The 16,162-nt window shown below is 62.8% G+C and carries 13 protein-coding genes and 2 tRNA genes; 6 read left to right on the top strand and 9 right to left on the bottom strand.

The window, feature by feature from the left end; genetic code table 11:
• Position 1: 1 nt before the first annotated feature.
• From ACWPW0_RS08410 to ACWPW0_RS08400, 3 genes are read left to right on the top strand one after another with little or no spacing between them, the layout of a single operon-like run.
• The gene (locus tag ACWPW0_RS08410) at positions 2-1,261 is read left to right on the top strand and encodes an MFS transporter (protein ID WP_454255025.1); all 1,260 of its coding nucleotides are present in this window, start codon (positions 2-4) and stop codon (positions 1,259-1,261) included.
• Entirely contained in the window at positions 1,261-2,463 is a 1,203-nt protein-coding gene (locus ACWPW0_RS08405; protein WP_447595596.1) for a M24 family metallopeptidase, read from the top strand. The genes ACWPW0_RS08410 and ACWPW0_RS08405 overlap by 1 nt, the downstream gene beginning before the upstream one ends.
• 2 nt (positions 2,464-2,465) lie before the next feature.
• Complete coding sequence (locus tag ACWPW0_RS08400) at positions 2,466-2,819, top strand: hypothetical protein (protein WP_454255024.1); 354 nt, start codon at positions 2,466-2,468, stop codon at positions 2,817-2,819.
• A gap of 29 nt (positions 2,820-2,848) precedes the next feature.
• Here ACWPW0_RS08400 and ACWPW0_RS08395 read toward each other — a convergent pair whose 3' ends face one another.
• Positions 2,849-4,066: a GGDEF domain-containing protein gene (locus tag ACWPW0_RS08395; RefSeq protein WP_454255023.1), complete on the bottom strand. Its 1,218-nt coding sequence runs from the start codon at positions 4,064-4,066 to the stop codon at positions 2,849-2,851.
• A 251-nt stretch (positions 4,067-4,317) separates the two neighbouring features.
• On the opposite strand from ACWPW0_RS08395, the gene ACWPW0_RS08390 reads away from it, so the two are divergent.
• From ACWPW0_RS08390 to ACWPW0_RS08380, 3 genes are all read left to right on the top strand, one after another.
• Positions 4,318-5,841 carry a CoA-acylating methylmalonate-semialdehyde dehydrogenase gene (locus ACWPW0_RS08390; protein ID WP_447590846.1) on the top strand — a complete coding sequence of 508 codons (1,524 nt, stop codon included), beginning with the start codon at positions 4,318-4,320 and terminating at the stop codon, positions 5,839-5,841.
• 61 nt (positions 5,842-5,902) lie between these two features.
• Positions 5,903-6,805: a 3-hydroxyisobutyrate dehydrogenase gene (gene mmsB / locus ACWPW0_RS08385; protein ID WP_454255022.1), complete on the top strand. Its 903-nt coding sequence runs from the start codon at positions 5,903-5,905 to the stop codon at positions 6,803-6,805.
• A gap of 61 nt (positions 6,806-6,866) precedes the next feature.
• Complete coding sequence (locus tag ACWPW0_RS08380; protein ID WP_454255021.1) at positions 6,867-8,018, top strand: acyl-CoA dehydrogenase family protein; 1,152 nt, start codon at positions 6,867-6,869, stop codon at positions 8,016-8,018.
• Positions 8,019-8,216: 198 nt separating this feature from the next.
• On the opposite strand, the gene ACWPW0_RS08375 is transcribed toward ACWPW0_RS08380, so the two are convergent.
• From ACWPW0_RS08375 to ACWPW0_RS08340, 8 genes are all read right to left on the bottom strand, one after another.
• Positions 8,217-9,119, bottom strand: coding sequence for a hydroxymethylglutaryl-CoA lyase (locus ACWPW0_RS08375; RefSeq protein WP_447590843.1), 903 nt, complete (start codon positions 9,117-9,119; stop codon positions 8,217-8,219).
• 332 nt (positions 9,120-9,451) lie between these two features.
• Positions 9,452-11,392 carry an acetyl/propionyl/methylcrotonyl-CoA carboxylase subunit alpha gene (locus ACWPW0_RS08370; RefSeq protein WP_454255020.1) on the bottom strand — a complete coding sequence of 647 codons (1,941 nt, stop codon included), beginning with the start codon at positions 11,390-11,392 and terminating at the stop codon, positions 9,452-9,454.
• Positions 11,393-11,462: 70 nt separating this feature from the next.
• Positions 11,463-12,251, bottom strand: coding sequence for a gamma-carboxygeranoyl-CoA hydratase (locus tag ACWPW0_RS08365; RefSeq protein ID WP_454255019.1), 789 nt, complete (start codon positions 12,249-12,251; stop codon positions 11,463-11,465).
• A gap of 121 nt (positions 12,252-12,372) precedes the next feature.
• Entirely contained in the window at positions 12,373-13,980 is a 1,608-nt protein-coding gene (locus ACWPW0_RS08360; RefSeq protein WP_454255018.1) for a carboxyl transferase domain-containing protein, read from the bottom strand.
• A 146-nt stretch (positions 13,981-14,126) separates the two neighbouring features.
• Positions 14,127-15,314: an isovaleryl-CoA dehydrogenase gene (locus ACWPW0_RS08355; protein ID WP_454255017.1), complete on the bottom strand. Its 1,188-nt coding sequence runs from the start codon at positions 15,312-15,314 to the stop codon at positions 14,127-14,129.
• A 32-nt stretch (positions 15,315-15,346) separates the two neighbouring features.
• Positions 15,347-15,754 carry a MerR family transcriptional regulator gene (locus tag ACWPW0_RS08350; protein ID WP_447590838.1) on the bottom strand — a complete coding sequence of 136 codons (408 nt, stop codon included), beginning with the start codon at positions 15,752-15,754 and terminating at the stop codon, positions 15,347-15,349.
• Between the two features lie 207 nt (positions 15,755-15,961).
• Positions 15,962-16,038: transfer RNA gene (locus ACWPW0_RS08345), tRNA-Asp, on the bottom strand.
• 21 nt (positions 16,039-16,059) lie between these two features.
• Positions 16,060-16,135, bottom strand: a tRNA-Val gene (locus ACWPW0_RS08340).
• Positions 16,136-16,162: the final 27 nt, after the last annotated feature.

The raw sequence follows: 16,162 nt of genomic DNA, 5'->3' as shown, positions 1-16,162 counted from the left end.
TATGAAACGCAGCAATGCTTCTACGTTGCTCGGCACTGCCGTGGGCAATTTTTTCGAATGGTTGGATTTCACCATCTATGGTTTTTTTACAACGGCCATTTCCCTGACCTTCTTCCCTAAAGGTGATGAAGTTCTGGCCTTGGTGGCCACCATCAGTGCGTTTGCCATCGGCTTTGTCACTCGTCCGCTGGGCGCTTATGTGATGGGGCGATACGCCGACAATGTTGGCCGTAAAAACGCCCTGTTGCTGACGTTCGCATTAATGGGGATTGGCACGGTACTGATAGTGATCGCCCCAAGCCATGCAACTGCTGGCATGGTCGGCGCGGGCTGCGTGCTACTCGGCAGGCTGCTCCAGGGTTTTGCCGCATCAGGCGAGTATGGTGCGGCGGCGGCCATGTTCCTCGAGGTCGCTCCAGAGGGCAAGAAAGGACAGTACGGTAGCCTTCTGGCTGTCTCGACCTACCTCGCTCTGGCCAGTGGCGCCCTGCTTGCCGTGGCAATCTACTACGGCTTCGGTACGCAAGCCGCCGAAACCTATGCCTGGAGATACGCCTTCATCGTAGGCCTATGCATCATCCCGGCCGGGATCTGGATCCGCATGAAAATGTCCGAATCCGATGAGTTCAAGCACGAGAAATCCAGCCAGTCGACAAGCCGAGAGAAGATTGACTGGAAATCAGTGTTCATCGTTATCGGTCTCACATCGCTGGGGACTTCATCGCTCTATCTATCGATGATCTTCATGCCCAGCTTCGCCAAGGCTGCCTTCGATATTCCCGTCATCGAAACATCGATCGCCACCGGTCTGTCGTGCCTGATTGTCGCCCTGAGCGCATTTGCAGGAGGCTGCCTAAGTGATCGCGTGGGCGGTGCCGTACCTATGTTCACCGGCCTGGCCATTACCATCTTGGGCGGTTTGCCAAGCTACTTCTTCCTGCTTTCCACACCCAGCATTTTGAGCATCCTGCTCTTCCAGTCCATGAGTGGCATCGGTCTTGGGCTATTCGTCGGCGGTAGCTTCAGTACCGTTTGCGCCCTTTTCCTTACCTCGGGGCGAGCCCTTGGCCTTGGCCTTGGCTACAACCTCGGCGTCGCATTCTTCGGGGCATTTGCGCCCATCGTATCGACGGCCGCACTCAAGTACGGAGTCAATTACGCACCGGTGATCTACCTCGCCGTGACAGCGGTCACCAGCATCGTTGCCACAACTGCCCTCCTGACCCAGTCGGTACGCAACAACACCAAGAGAGTCGCGTGATGATTCAAGACAAGGAATACATTTCCCGCCGGGAAAAGATAAAAACAAAGCTCGCCGAACTGGGTGCAGATCAGTTCGTTGCCACCAGCTCAGAAAGTATCTACTACCTCTGTGGTGCCAGTTACGAGGCCCTGGAACGCCCCTTTTTTCTGATAATTCCACGCGAAGGCGCAGAGCGCCTGGTCGTTCCCTATCTGGAAAAAGACCACCTCAAAAAAGCGCGGGCGTTGAGCAGCGAGAGCATCCACACGTACTGGGATTTTCCGGCCCCACCCGGAAAATGCTGGAAGTCCGTCATGCAAGAGCACGGCAAACTGGATAAGGGTTTCATCTACGAGTCCTCCTGCCCCATGACCATAGCCGAGCAACTCATCAAGCTTGGCGGTCAGCACATGGACCTTATCGAGCAGTTGCGGATGGTGAAGTCCCCAGCCGAGATCGAAATGATCCGAGTAGCAGCGCACTATGCCGACATGGGTGTCCAGCAGCTGTTCGACTGGTCCTACTATGGATCGACAGTGGCTGAGGGTTTCGCCAGGAGCAACAAGGTCACACAGTCGATCATTCGCAACACACCGGACTGGGACGCGCTATCCACCAAAGTAATCATGGCGACGTTCCCGGCGCCCATAAGCTCCCAGCCGCATTCCATCCCGGCAGTCGACGACCTTCTACTTGAAGGCCCGCACGTCACACTAGTACTGACCCGAGTCAATGGTTACTCGGCGGAAAGCGAACGGACCTACTTCACTGCACCGCCCTCGAAGCAGGAGTTGGAGTACTTCAAACTTATGGTCGAGGCCAGAAACTGCGGCCTCACTATGCTTCGCCCCGGCACGCCCTGCTCGGACATAGATGCGCAAGTGAATCATTTCCTCAACAGGGAAGGCATCGATAAACCAGAACAGCGGCTGCATCGGATTGGTCACGGTTTCGGCCTTGGAAACCACGAAGGACCATGGCTTTCCGAAGGGTCCACAGACATTCTTCAGGCTGGCATGGTGATATCGATAGAGCCAGGCATCTACATACCCGGCACGGGCGGTTATCGCCACTCGGACACCATTCTCATCACTGACACAGGCTACGAACTGCTGACCAAAGCACCCGGTATCGAGGAGCCATTGGTGTTGCAGAACAAGAAGCTCAAGCACCGAGTCTTCCGCCACTTCGTCAGTAAAGCGTTGAGCCTGAAGGTGTAGCCATGTCGCTGATGTTGCTACAGCTCTCCTACGCAGTGCTCGGAGGGATCATGAACATCATGAGCCTTCTGCACTACCGTAATACTGCTCGTTACTACACACCGACTGGCCCCGTTTCCGGTCTGATGATGATGGCCATGTATGCGTTGTGCGTACCACTGCAACGTCTGGAATGGCAGCTACCTTTCCAGGTGATGATGGTTACATTCGTGGTGCTGCTTGGCGCTGGTGGCGTGCTGAAACACCTCGTGCATCGCCCCACCACCGACTACGCCTCTGCCACCGCGCGCTGGGCCGCAATCATGATCAACGGCTATGGCGTGGCTCTGTCTGTCTACGCGCTGGCAGGTAACTAGTATCAGAGGCGACTGCGCCAGCAGGTCTTTCAGTCCTTGGCACAGGCAGATACAACTCGGGTTGCAACAGGTGGATCTTCAGCCATCTGCACGCGATTGCGCCCCGCCCCTTTCGCCGCGTACAACGCCCGGTCGGCCTGGTCGATCGCGGCCGCGACGTGGCCCGGGGCGAAGCGTGGGGACACGGTTGCCACACCGACGCTGCAGGTCAGCGGCACGGGTTTCCCCTCCGCCTCCAGCTTCAGATCGGCCACCGCAGTACGCAGGCGCTCGGCGACCAGCAGGGCGTCCGCAGGTCCGATACCGGGAAGCGCCACGACAAACTCCTCTCCGCCATAACGAGCCAGGATATCGACGTCGCGGTACAGGTTGCTGCGCAACACAGCTGCTACCGACACCAGGCATTGGTCACCAAACGGATGCCCGTAGGTGTCGTTGATCGACTTGAAATGATCGATATCGATCAGCATGAACGCGATGCTTTCACTCTCCCGAAAAGACCGTGACCACTCGTCCGCCAGGCGCTGCTCGAAATACAGGCGGTTGGGAATCTGGGTCAGCGGGTCCGTCAGGCTCAAGCGCTCGAACTCCGCAGCCTGTTCCTGCAACAGGCTCTTGGCCTGGATCGCGTCCCAGTAGTCCTGGTGCAGGTTGGTCGACGAGACATACAGGTAGATCATGAATACGCCGAGCAACACCACCAGCAGAAGGTTGCCCGAACCGGGTTCCAGCAGCAGAGCCAGCGTAAACGGCAGGAACATGACCGCAGGCATGCCCACCCTGACAATCGGGTCGATGGACATGGCCAATGTGGCTGAGGCACATAGCACACTGGTCACCAGCATCAGCGGAATAAGCGCAGGCTCCAGCGGAGGCCAATACAGGGAAAAGGTCGTGATCAACCCCAGATATGCCCCGCCGCAGAACAATAGCGAGAGGAACAACGCCCGCGCGAGGCGTTCGTTGAAGCCCACCAGTGCGGGGAAATGACGGTGCAGGAAGAAGCGTGCAGTCGCCAGCACCAGCCACCCCAATGACAAGCCCAGCACCAATCGGCTTTGCGTCAGGATCAGTCCGGTCGATACCGTTATTCCGAGCCAACAGGCGAGATAGATGTAAATACCGCTGGTAGCGCGTCGACCGATCTCGATCAGTGCCTGCTTGCGCAGCGCCGCAGAAGGGGCAGGAAAAACGCCTACACGGCGCGCTCCGGAGAGGACTCGCCTTAACAATCCCAGATACTGCATTCGCTTCCCGGCATCCTGAAATGGCACCGTGGAGTGTAGCGTCCCGCTCCTCCGATACCACCCCCTCTCTGTGCCTTCATTGTGCAATCAACCGCCTTCATGCCTTCAAACAGCACGGCACGGTGCATAGCCAACATCACTTACTTTGATCGTGGTTTTACGAGTTGATACCCACCATGGCTCGCCCTACGATGGGAGCAGGCGCGCGAATGCTGCGCCTGGGCACACCTCCCCTTCACCAGGCCGGAGTCATGACAACAATGAACAGCCCTACCCCCACTGTCGCCACGGTCAAACTGCTGATCAATGGCGAATTCGTCGAGTCGCGCACCAGCCAGTGGCGCGATGTGGTCAACCCCGCGACGCAGGAAGTACTGGCGCGCGTCCCCTTCGCCACGCCGGAGGAAATGGAAGCTGCCGTCGCCAGCGCCCGGGAAGCCTTCAAGGCCTGGCGCAAGACGCCCATCGGCACCCGTGCACGCATCTTCCTCAAGTACCAGCAACTGATCCGCGAGCACCTCAAGGAGCTGGCTGCAATCCTCACCGCCGAACAGGGCAAGACCCTGCCCGATGCCGAGGGTGATGTGTTCCGTGGCCTGGAAGTGGTCGAGCACGCGGCGAACATCGGCAACCTGCAACTGGGCGAGTTGGCCAACAACGTGGCGGCAGGCGTGGACACCTACACGCTGATGCAACCACTGGGCGTCTGCGCCGGCATCACCCCGTTCAACTTTCCGGCGATGATCCCGCTGTGGATGTTTCCGATGGCCATTGCCTGCGGCAATACCTTCGTCCTCAAGCCTTCGGAACAGGACCCGATGGTCACCATGCGCCTGGCGGAACTGGCGCTGGAGGCCGGTGTGCCACCCGGTGTATTGAATGTCATCCATGGCGGCGCCGATGCGGTGAACCTGCTGTGTGATCACCCCGACATCAAGGCTGTGTCGTTCGTCGGCTCGACCCGCGTCGGCACCCACGTCTACAACCGCGCCACCGCCAACGGCAAGCGCGCGCAATGCATGATGGGTGCGAAAAACCACGCCATCGTGCTGCCCGATGCGCATCGTCAGCAGACCCTCAACAACCTGATCGGCGCTGCCTTCGGTGCGGCCGGCCAGCGCTGCATGGCGCTGTCGGTGGTGATCCTGGTCGGTGAAGCCCAGAACTGGCTGGATGAACTGGTCGACAAGGCCAAGGGCCTGACCCTCAATGCCGGCAACGAAGCCGGTACCGATATCGGCCCGGTGGTGTCCTGCACCGCGCTGGCACGCATCAACGAGCTGATCGCCAGCGGCATCGACGAAGGCGCTACCCTGGTCCTTGACGGCCGCAACGTGAACGTCGCCGGCTACCCCAAGGGCAACTTCATCGGGCCGAGTATTTTCAGCGACGTGAGCCCGACCATGGCCATTTACCGCGAGGAGATTTTCGGGCCGGTGCTCTGCGTGCTGCACGCCGACACCCTGGATGAGGCCATCGCGCTGATCAACGCCAACCCCAACGGCAACGGCACGGCGCTGTTCACCCGTTCCGGTGCGGCAGCGCGGCACTTCCAGGAAGAGATCGACGTGGGCCAGGTCGGGATCAACGTGCCGATTCCGGTCCCGGTACCGCTGTTCTCCTTCTCCGGCTCGCGCGGCTCCAAGCTCGGCGACCTCGGTCCCTACGGCAAGCAGGTGGTGCTGTTCTACACCCAGACCAAGACAGTGACCCAACGCTGGTTCGACGAGGATGAAGTCGGTACAGGCGTGAATACCACCATCACCCTCAAGTGAACCGGTTGGCAGCCCTGACGGGCTGCATCCGCTCAGCCAACGACAAGAAGAGGTATTCGTCATGCACATCGGCTTCCTCGGACTCGGCAACATGGGCGCGCCGATGGCGCACAACCTGCTCAAGGCCGGGCATCACCTGAGTGTCTTCGATCTCCATACCGCCGCCGTCGACGATCTGGTCCAGGCCGGTGCCACCGCTGCCACTTCGCCAGCCACGCTGGCCGGCAGCGGTGCGGCCATCATCATCACCATGCTGCCGGCATCGGCCCATGTGAAGGCCGTCTACCTGGGCGACGACGGCCTGCTCGCCCATGTCCAGCCCGGCGTCCTGCTGATCGACTCCTCGACCATCGACCCACTGTGCGCACGGGAAGTCGCCGCCCTCGCCCAGAGCCAGGGCAACCCGATGCTCGACGCCCCGGTTTCCGGCGGCACCAGCGGCGCGGCAGCCGGCACGTTGACCTTCATGGTCGGTGGCGAACGGGCAGACTTCGAGCGCGCCCGTCCGTTGCTGGACGTCATGGGCAAGAACGTCGTGCACTGTGGCGGTAGCGGCAATGGCCAGGTGGCCAAGGTCGCCAACAACATGCTGCTGGGCATCTCCATGATCGGTGTCGCCGAGGCCATGAGCCTGGGCGTCGCGCTGGGCATGGACCCGCAGGTACTGGCTGGTGTGATCAACACCTCGAGTGGCCGTTGCTGGAGTTCGGACACCTACAACCCCTTCCCCGGCGTGATGGACAACGTACCCGCCGCACGTGGCTACAGTGGCGGCTTCGGCAGCGACCTGATGCTCAAGGACCTGGGCCTGGCCACCGAGGCAGCCCGCCAGACGCGCCAGCCCGTGCTCCTTGGCGCCGCCGCACAGCAGCTCTACCAGCAGTTCAGCCAACAAGGCCATGGCGGCCTGGATTTCTCCGCCATCATCAACCTCTATCGTCAGCCCCCTGCGGCCGACGAATGATTCGCCAGGCGGCGTGCAGAGCATGCAGCCGCGTCCGCACTACCCTGGAAGAGAGGCAACAATGCACGACCTCGAACTGAGCGAAGAACAACGCATGATCCGCGACATGGCCCGCGAGTTCGCCCGCCGTGAAATCGCCCCGCGCTCGCGTGACATGGAAAAGGCCGGCTGGCTCGACGATGCCCTGGTGGCGCAGATGGGCGAGCTCGGCCTGCTCGGCATGGTGGTGCCGGAAGAATGGAATGGCAGCTATATCGACTATGTCGCCTACGCCCTGGCTGTAGAGGAGATCGCCGCCGCAGATGCCGCCACCGCCACCCTGATGAGTGTGCACAACTCGGTAGGCTGCGGCCCCATCCTCCAGTACGGCAGCCAGACGCAGAAACAAACCTGGCTGCCGGCCCTGGCCAGCGGCGAGGCCATCGGCTGCTTCTGCCTGACCGAGCCGCATGCCGGCTCCGAGGCCCATAACCTGCGCACCCGTGCCGAGTTGCGCGAAGGCCAGTGGGTGCTAAATGGCGCCAAGCAGTTCGTCAGCAACGGCAAGCGCGCCAAACTGGCCATCGTCTTCGCCGTCACCGATCCAGAGCTGGGCAAGAAAGGCCTCTCCGCCTTCCTGGTGCCTACCTCGACCCCTGGTTTCGTGGTCGATCGCAGCGAGCACAAGATGGGGATCAAGGCCTCCGACACCTGCGCGATCACCCTGAGCGACTGCCGCATTCCCCAGGCCAACCTGCTCGGCGAACGCGGCAAGGGCCTGGCCATCGCACTGTCCAACCTGGAAGGCGGCCGCATCGGCATCGCCGCCCAGGCGCTGGGTATCGCCCGCGCTGCCTTCGAAGCGGCGCTGGCCTATTCGCGTGAACGCATCCAGTTCGGCAAGCCCATCGGCGAACACCAGAGCATCGCCAACCTGCTCGCCGACATGCACACGCGGATCAATGCCACGCGCCTGCTGATCCTGCATGCGGCGCGCCTGCGCAGCGCCGGCCAGCCATGCCTGTCGGAGGCGTCACAGGCCAAGCTGTTCGCCTCGGAGATGGCCGAGCAGGTGTGCTCCAGCGCCGTGCAGATCCACGGCGGCTACGGCTACCTGGAAGACTACCCGGTGGAGAAGTACTACAGGGATGCGCGCATCACCCAGATCTACGAAGGCTCCAGCGAGATCCAGCGCCTGCTGATCGCCCGTGAGCTGGGCCGCTATCCGCTCTAAGAGCCTGTTTACGATCTTCTGGATTAGAGCCAGACAAGGCAAAAACGCCCGAGGAAGCGGACTGGGCTCGCACTCGAGTTTACAAGTGGTAAATGAGCATTCCGAGGGCGTTTTTAACACCGTATGGCCGCGAGCCAGGAGATCGTAAACAGGCTCTAAGTAGCCCGAGGTGCAAAGCCGCAATCTGCAGATGCGGCTTCAGGCTCCAGCCAGCAAGGCCCGCGCCACCCGCGAACCGTTGGCCCGTCCCAGCACGTCACTGATGCGTTGCCCTGCGGCAGACAGGGCCGCCAGGTCGATACCCGTTTCGATTCCCAGGCCATTGAGCAGGTAGAGCACGTCCTCGGTGGCGATGTTGCCGGTCGCGCCCTTGGCATACGGGCATCCGCCCAGGCCCGCGACCGAGGCATCGAACACGCTGATGCCTTCCAGCAGGCTGGCGTAGATATTGGCCAGTGCCTGGCCGTAGGTGTCGTGGAAGTGCCCGGCCAGTTTCTCGCGCGGGACCTCGCGCCCCACCACCTCGAACAGCGTGCGAGTCTTGCCCGCGGTACCGACGCCGATGGTGTCGCCCAGCGACACCTCATAACAGCCCATTGCTGCCAGCTCGCGGGCCACGCCGGCCACTTGCTGCGGGGCGATCTCGCCGTCATACGGGCAGCCCAGCACGCAGGACACATAGCCGCGCACGCTGATGCCCTGCTCGCGCGCCAACTGCATCACCGGCACGAAACGCTCCAGGCTCTCGCTGATCGAGCAATTGATATTGCGCTGGGAAAACGCCTCGGAGGCCGCCGCAAATACGGCGACCTCGCGCACGCCGGCGTCGATGGCCGCTTCCAGGCCCTTGAGGTTGGGTGCCAGCGCCGCATAGACCACCCCCGGCCGCTGCTCGATACCGGCGAACACCTCGGCGCTACCGGCCATCTGCGGCACCCACTTGGGCGAAACGAAGCTGCCGACCTCAATATAGCCAAGGCCGGCACTGGACAGGTCATCGACCAGGCGGACCTTGTCGGCCACGCTGATCGGCTGTTTCTCGTTCTGCAAACCGTCACGCGGGCCGACTTCGACCAGGCGGACGTGTTGGGGCAGGTTCATCGCGTTCCCCTTGGCTGGCCCCGGCTGCAAGCCGGGGAATGTATTACGGGTTCGTCCCGGATGTTATCCAGGTGAAATGATCATGTGTATGAGCGAGCCGCGCACAAGGTCAGCGTCGTGTCACACATCAAATGCCGGTTTCCACGAGCGCTGGGAATGCACATCACTCGTCGCGGGAGCGGGCGGGAACGCCTCGCTCGTGTTCGCGAAAATCAAGAGTACAAAGGCTTCGCAGACGTGGCCCACTCCCACTAAGACCCGGAGCTGGGCCGGTATTGGACTCGTGTCGTGACACCAGGGGCTGTTGCCGTTTTGCCACAACCCCGGGTGCGTCATGCCGAACTTTCCTCCAGCTCCACCAGCGCAGTGCCTTCGCTGATCAGCTCGCCTTCGCCACAGTATATCGCCTTGACCGTGCCGGCCTGGGGCGCGCGGATGCTGTGCTCCATCTTCATCGCCTCGAGCACCACCAGCGCGGTGCCTGCCTCGACCTGCTGGCCAACCTCGACCAGCACGCGAACGATGCTGCCATTCATGGGCGCGGTCAGGCCGCCGGCATGCCCTGCCAGCCCGGCCTCGGCTTCGGCGATCGGATCGACGCGCGTCACCTCGTACAACGTGCCCTGCCATTCGATGAACAGCGTGTCGCCCTGGCGAATGCTGCGCACATGCAGCTTTGTGCCATTGGCGATCAGCGTGCCCGCCGACACGGAGCCACCCAGGTTGACCACTTGCGTCGCCTCGCCACAGCGCAGGGTCAGCACCGTTTCCGGGGCCAGGCCAGAGCGCCAGCCAGCACGTGCGGACCAGGGCGAATGGCGGTCATCCTCACGGCGCCGTTCGACCTCACTGGCGACGAACGCTTCGCCGGCCAGTTGCCAGAAGTCCTCGGTCAAAGGCTGAGGCGCTGGCAGCAGTTGCGCTTCGTAACGGGAAATGAAGCCGGTATCCAGTTGCGCCTCGGCAAACGCCGGATGGGCAAGAATCCGCGTGAGGAAGGCCAGGTTGGTCTTGAAGCCACCGACCAGGGTTTCCTTGAGCATGGCCAGCAAACGCTGGCGGGCTTCCTCGCGGCTCTCACCCCAGGCAATCAGCTTGGCCACCATGGGGTCGTAGAACGGCGACACCTCGTCGCCCTCTTCCACTCCGCTGTCGACACGCCGTCCCGGCCCTGCCGCCGGCTCTCGGTACAGCTTGAGCGGACCACTGGCCGGCAGGAAGCCACCGTCCGGGTCCTCGGCATACAGGCGCACCTCGATGGCGTGCCCATTCAACGGCACCTGCGCCTGGGTCATCGGCAGCGCCTCGCCACGGGCCACGCGGATCTGCCAGGCCACCAGGTCGAGGCCGGTGATGGCTTCGGTCACCGGGTGCTCGACCTGCAGGCGGGTGTTCATCTCCATGAAGAAGAACTCGCCACGCGCATCAAGCAGGAATTCCACGGTGCCGGCGCCGACATAGCCGATGGCTTGCGCCGCCCGCACGGCGGACTCGCCCATGGCCTGGCGCAGCGCCGGTGACAACCCGGGAGCCGGCGCTTCTTCGACGACCTTCTGGTGGCGACGCTGGATCGAGCAGTCGCGCTCGTTGAGGTACAGGCAATTGCCGTGCTGGTCAGCGAAGACCTGGATCTCCACGTGGCGCGGCTTGAGCACGTACTTCTCGACCAGCATGCGCGCATCGCCGAAGGACGACAGCGCCTCGCGCTGGGCGGAACTCAGCGCCTCGGCCAGCTCGCTCTCCTGCTCCACCACCTTCATGCCCTTGCCGCCACCACCCGCGGTGGCCTTGAGCAGCACCGGGTAGCCGATACGTTCGGCCGCCACACGGAAGGTTTCCAGGTCCTGGGCCTCGCCGTGGTAGCCGGGCACCAGCGGCACGCCGGCCTGTTCCATCAGCGCCTTGGCTGCGGACTTGCTGCCCATGGCATCGATGGCGCTGGCCGGCGGGCCGAGGAAGATCAGCCCGGCCTCGTGCAGCTTGCGGGCGAAACTGGCGTTCTCCGACAGGAAGCCGTAACCGGGGTGCACGGCCTGGGCACCGCTGGCCTTCGCCGCGGCGATGATCTTGTCCATCAGCAGGTAGCTGTCGGCGGGTTTGGCGCCGCCCAGGCTGACACTGATGTCGGCCTCGCGCACATGCCGGGCGTTGTGGTCGATATCGCTGTGCACCGCCACGGTGGTCAGGCCCAGGGCCTTGGCCGTGCGCATCACACGGCAGGCGATCTCACCGCGGTTGGCGACGAGAATCGTGGTGATCGGGGTGTTTTTCATGTCGTCTGCTCTGTTGAATGCATGTCTGCTGCGCGTCGGTCCAGCTCGCGAGACAGTGAAAAGTCGCTGTTCATTGCCACGCCGGCGGGCGCTTTTCCAGGAAGGCATTCAGCCCTTCCTGGCCCTCGGCGCTGACGCGAATACCGGCAATTACGCTTTCGGTGCGTTGGCGCAGGGCTTCGCTCAACACGCCGCTGCCGACGTCCTGCAGCAGCGCCTTGCTCGCGCGCATCGCCTGCGGGCTGTTCTGCAGCAGGTTGGCGACCCACTGCTGCACGGCATCGTCCAGTTGCTCGACCGGGTAGCATTCGGCAAGCAGCCCAAGCTCACGGGCACGCTCGCCATCGAAACGCTCGGCGCTGATGGCGTAGCGACGGCTGGCCCGCTCGCCGATGGCCTGCACCACGTAGGGGCTGATCACCGCCGGGGCCAGGCCAATGCGCACCTCGGACAGGCTGAACAGCGCATCACAGGCACCGATGGCAATGTCACAGCAGGCCGTCAGGCCCACCGCGCCACCAAAGGCCGCGCCCTGAACCACGGCGAGCGTCGGACATGGCAGGTGGTACAGCAGGCTCATCAGTTCGCCCAGCTCGTGGGCATCACGCAGGTTGGCTGCGTAGTCGAGCCTGGCCGACGCCTGCATCCAGGCCAGGTCGGCGCCGGCAGAGAAATGCTTGCCGCGTCCGCGCAGGATCAGGAAACGCACGCTGTCGTCCGCGCTGACCTGACGCAGGGCGACGATCAACTCGGCGATCATCTCGGCGTTGAAGGCGTTGTTCTTGTCCGGACGGCTCAACCACAGGGTGGCGATGCCGCGCGGATCGGTTTGCAATTCGATGGTCGTGAAGTCGCTCATCACTCTTTCCCCTGTCGGGCGGAAGAGGTTTTCTCTTCCACCATGGGTGCTCATTACAGGATCGTTCGAACCACGCAGGTGAAGCCTCGGCAACACGCCTCGGCCCACCCGGCGTCTCTCGTCACATCCGAAACACGCCGAAGCGGGTCGGCTCGATGGGCGCGTTGAGGCTGGCGGACAGGGCCAGGGCCAGCACCTCGCGGGTCTGCGCCGGGTCGATCACACCGTCGTCCCACAGCCGCGCGCTGGAGTAGTAGGCATGGGCCTGGCGCTCGTACTGCTCGACGATCGGTTGCTTGAGCTGCTGCTCGTCCTCGGCGGAAAACACCTGACCGGCGCGCTGCGCCTGCTCGTGCTTGACCTGTACCAGCACACCGGCAGCCTGTTGCGCGCCCATCACGCCGATCTTGGCGTTCGGCCACATCCACAGGAAGCGTGGGTCGTAGGCGCGGCCACACATGCCGTAGTTGCCCGCCCCGAAGCTGCCACCGATGATCACGGTGAACTTCGGCACCTGGGCACAGGCCACGGCGGTGACCAGCTTGGCGCCATGCTTGGCGATGCCACCGGCCTCGTACTTCTGCCCGACCATGAAGCCGGTGATGTTCTGCAGAAACAGCAGCGGAATGCCACGCTGGCAAGCCAGCTCGATAAAGTGCGCGCCCTTCTGTGCCGACTCGGCGAAGAGGATGCCGTTGTTCGCCAGGATCGCCACCGGATAGCCATTGATCCGCGCGAAGCCGCAGACCAGGGTGGTGCCGAACAGCGCCTTGAATTCATCCAGTTGCGAGTCGTCGACGATCCGCGCGATCACCTCGTGTACGTCGAACGGCTGCTTGGCATCTGCCGGAATCACGCCGTACAGCTCGTCCGCCGCGTAGCGCGGGGCAATCGATGCCTGGGTCTCCAGGCGGCCGAGCTTGCGCCAGTTGAGGTTGGCCACGCAGCGCCGCGCCAGCGCCAGGGCATGGGCGTCGTTCTCGGCATAGTGGTCGGCGACGCCGGAGGTCTTGCAGTGCACGTCGGCGCCACCGAGTTCCTCGGCGGTCACCACCTCACCGGTGGCGGCCTTCACCAGCGGCGGGCCGGCAAGGAAGATGGTGGCCTGCTCGCGGACCATGATGGTCTCGTCGCTCATCGCCGGCACATAGGCGCCGCCGGCGGTGCACGAGCCCATGACCACCGCGATCTGCGGGATGCCCTGGGCGCTCATGTTGGCCTGGTTGAAGAAGATCCGCCCGAAGTGCTCACGGTCCGGAAACACCTCGTCCTGGCGTGGCAGGTTGGCGCCGCCGGAGTCGACCAGGTAGATGCAGGGCAGGCGATTCTGCTGGGCGATGGTCTGCGCACGCAGGTGCTTCTTCACCGTCAGCGGGTAATAGCTACCGCCCTTCACCGTGGCGTCGTTGGCGATGATCATGCACTCGACACCTTCGACGCGACCGATACCGGCGATCACGCCAGCGGCGGGCACGTCCTCGCCATACACCTCGTACGCCGCCAACTGGCCGACTTCGAGAAAGGGCGAACCGGGATCGAGCAGGCGATTGATGCGCTCACGCGGCAACAACTTGCCGCGTGACACGTGCCGCTCCTGCGCCTTGGCGCCGCCGCCTTCATGGGTGCGGGCGAGCAAGGCGCGCAGGTCGTCGACCTGGAGCAGCATCGCCTCGCGGTTGGCGGCGTACTCGGGGGAGCGGGTATTGATTTGCGTGTGCAGGATGGCCATCTACGGCGCTCCGTTTTCTGCCCGAAGTGCATCCGGGCTACCGTCTTTAGGATGCGCGGCGCCATCAGACGGAAGCTACGCGCACCATGCTTGGCGAGGATGCGCATGGCCTTTGCGGCCCTGTGCATCCTGCGGCTACTTGCGGATCAGCGGGTCTCGTTGAACAGCTCGCGACCGATCAGCATGCGGCGGATTTCGCTGGTGCCGGCACCGATCTCGTAGAGCTTGGCATCGCGCCACAGGCGGCCCACCGGGAACTCGTTGATGTAACCGTTACCGCCAAGAATCTGGATCGCCTCGCCCGCCAGCCAGGTAGCCTTCTCGGCAGCATAGAGAATCACCCCGGCGCAATCCTTGCGCACCTGGCGTACATGCCCGCTGCCCAGGTCGTCCAGGTGCTTGCCCACGGCATACAGATAGGCGCGGCAGGCCTGGTGCGTGGTGTACATGTCGGCGATCTTGCCCTGGATCAGCTGGAATTCGCCGATGCTCTGGCCGAACTGCTTGCGGTCATGGATGTAGGGCACCACCACGTCCATCGCCGCCTGCATCAGGCCCAGCGGCCCGCCGGAAAGCACCGCACGCTCGTAGTCGAGGCCGCTCATCAGCACCTTGACGCCTTCGCCCACGCCACCGAGGACGTTTTCCTCGGGAATTTCCACATCCTGGAACACCAGTTCACCGGTGTGCGAACCGCGCATGCCGAGCTTGTCCAGCTTCTGCGCCACGGAAAAACCGGGCGTGCCTTTCTCCAGGATGAACGCGGTCATGCCCTTCGGGCCGGCGGCCAGGTCGGTCTTGGCGTAGACCACCAGCACGTCGCAATCCGGACCATTGGTGATCCACATCTTGGTGCCGTTAAGCACGTAGCGGTCGCCCTTCTTGTCGGCGCGCAGCTTCATCGACACCACGTCGGAACCGGCATTCGGCTCGCTCATGGCCAGCGCACCGATGTGCTCGCCGCTGATCAGTTTCGGCAAGAAGCGGCGTTTCTGCGCGTCGCTGCCGTTGCGGTTGATCTGGTTGACGCAGAGGTTGGAGTGCGCGCCGTAGGACAAACCGATGCCACCCGCCGCCCGGGAGATTTCTTCCATGGCGATCATGTGCGCCAGGTAACCCATGCCGGCACCGCCGTATTCCTCGCTGACGGTCAGGCCGAGCAGGCCCATGTCACCGAACTTGCGCCACAGGTCCATGGGGAACTGGTCGGTGCGGTCGGCCTCTTCGGCGCGCGGGGCGATTTCCTTCGCGGCGAAACCGGCGACCGAGTCGCGCAGCATGTCGATTTCCTCGCCGAGGAAGAAATTCAGTCCGGGCAAATTGCTCATGGTCATTCTCCGTTCTTATGTTTATTCGCTGAATGTGTTTATTCGGTGGATTCGCTGGTCGCTTTACGCTTCGGGCTGGCTGCCAGGGCGGCGCGGCAGCGCTCCTCGGCGGTGTCCAGCTCCAGTTGCATCTGTTGGATATCGAGTACCTGCTGTTCGAGCTGGCGCCGACGTTCCTCGATCTTTTCCAGGAAGCGCTGCAGCTGCTTCTGGTTGCCCCCACGGGGGTCGTACATGCCGATCAGTTCCTTGCACTCGGCAAGCGAGAAGCCGATGCGCTTGCCGCGCAGGATCAGCTTCAGCGTGACCCGGTCGCGCGCGGTGTAGATGCGCTCCTGCCCACGCCGCGTTGGCGCCAGCATGCCCTGCTCCTCGTAGAAGCGAATCGTGCGGGTGGTCACATCCAGCTCACGGGCCAGATCGGAAATGCTGTAGGTAGTGCTCATGCCGGCTTCCAGTTATTACCTTTACGTTAACGTAAAGCAACGACCGCACGCTGTCAAACCGTCTGACACGCTCAAACGCTGCCAACAGGCGCGACAAAGCCGCCATTCAAGGACTGGCAAGTGATGGAGAAAATAGCGGGAATAAAAAAAGCGACCTGAAGGTCGCTCTTTTTGTAGCTTTCAAGGACATGCCAGCGAAAGCAAATATGGCGCAGCGGACGGGACTCGAACCCGCGACCCCCGGCGTGACAGGCCGGTATTCTAACCGACTGAACTACCGCTGCGCGTCGGTCTCGCAAGAGACATGGTGGGTGATGACGGGATCGAACCGCCGACCCTCTGCTTGTAAGGCAGATGCTCTCCCGGCTGAGCTAATCACCCGAGTAGCCTTGCGAGGTGGCGCAATTT

Source organism: Pseudomonas sp. Marseille-Q8238, from assembly GCF_965111915.1.
Note: the sequence above shows the minus strand (reverse complement) of the source record. Positions and strands in the feature narration are given on the sequence as shown.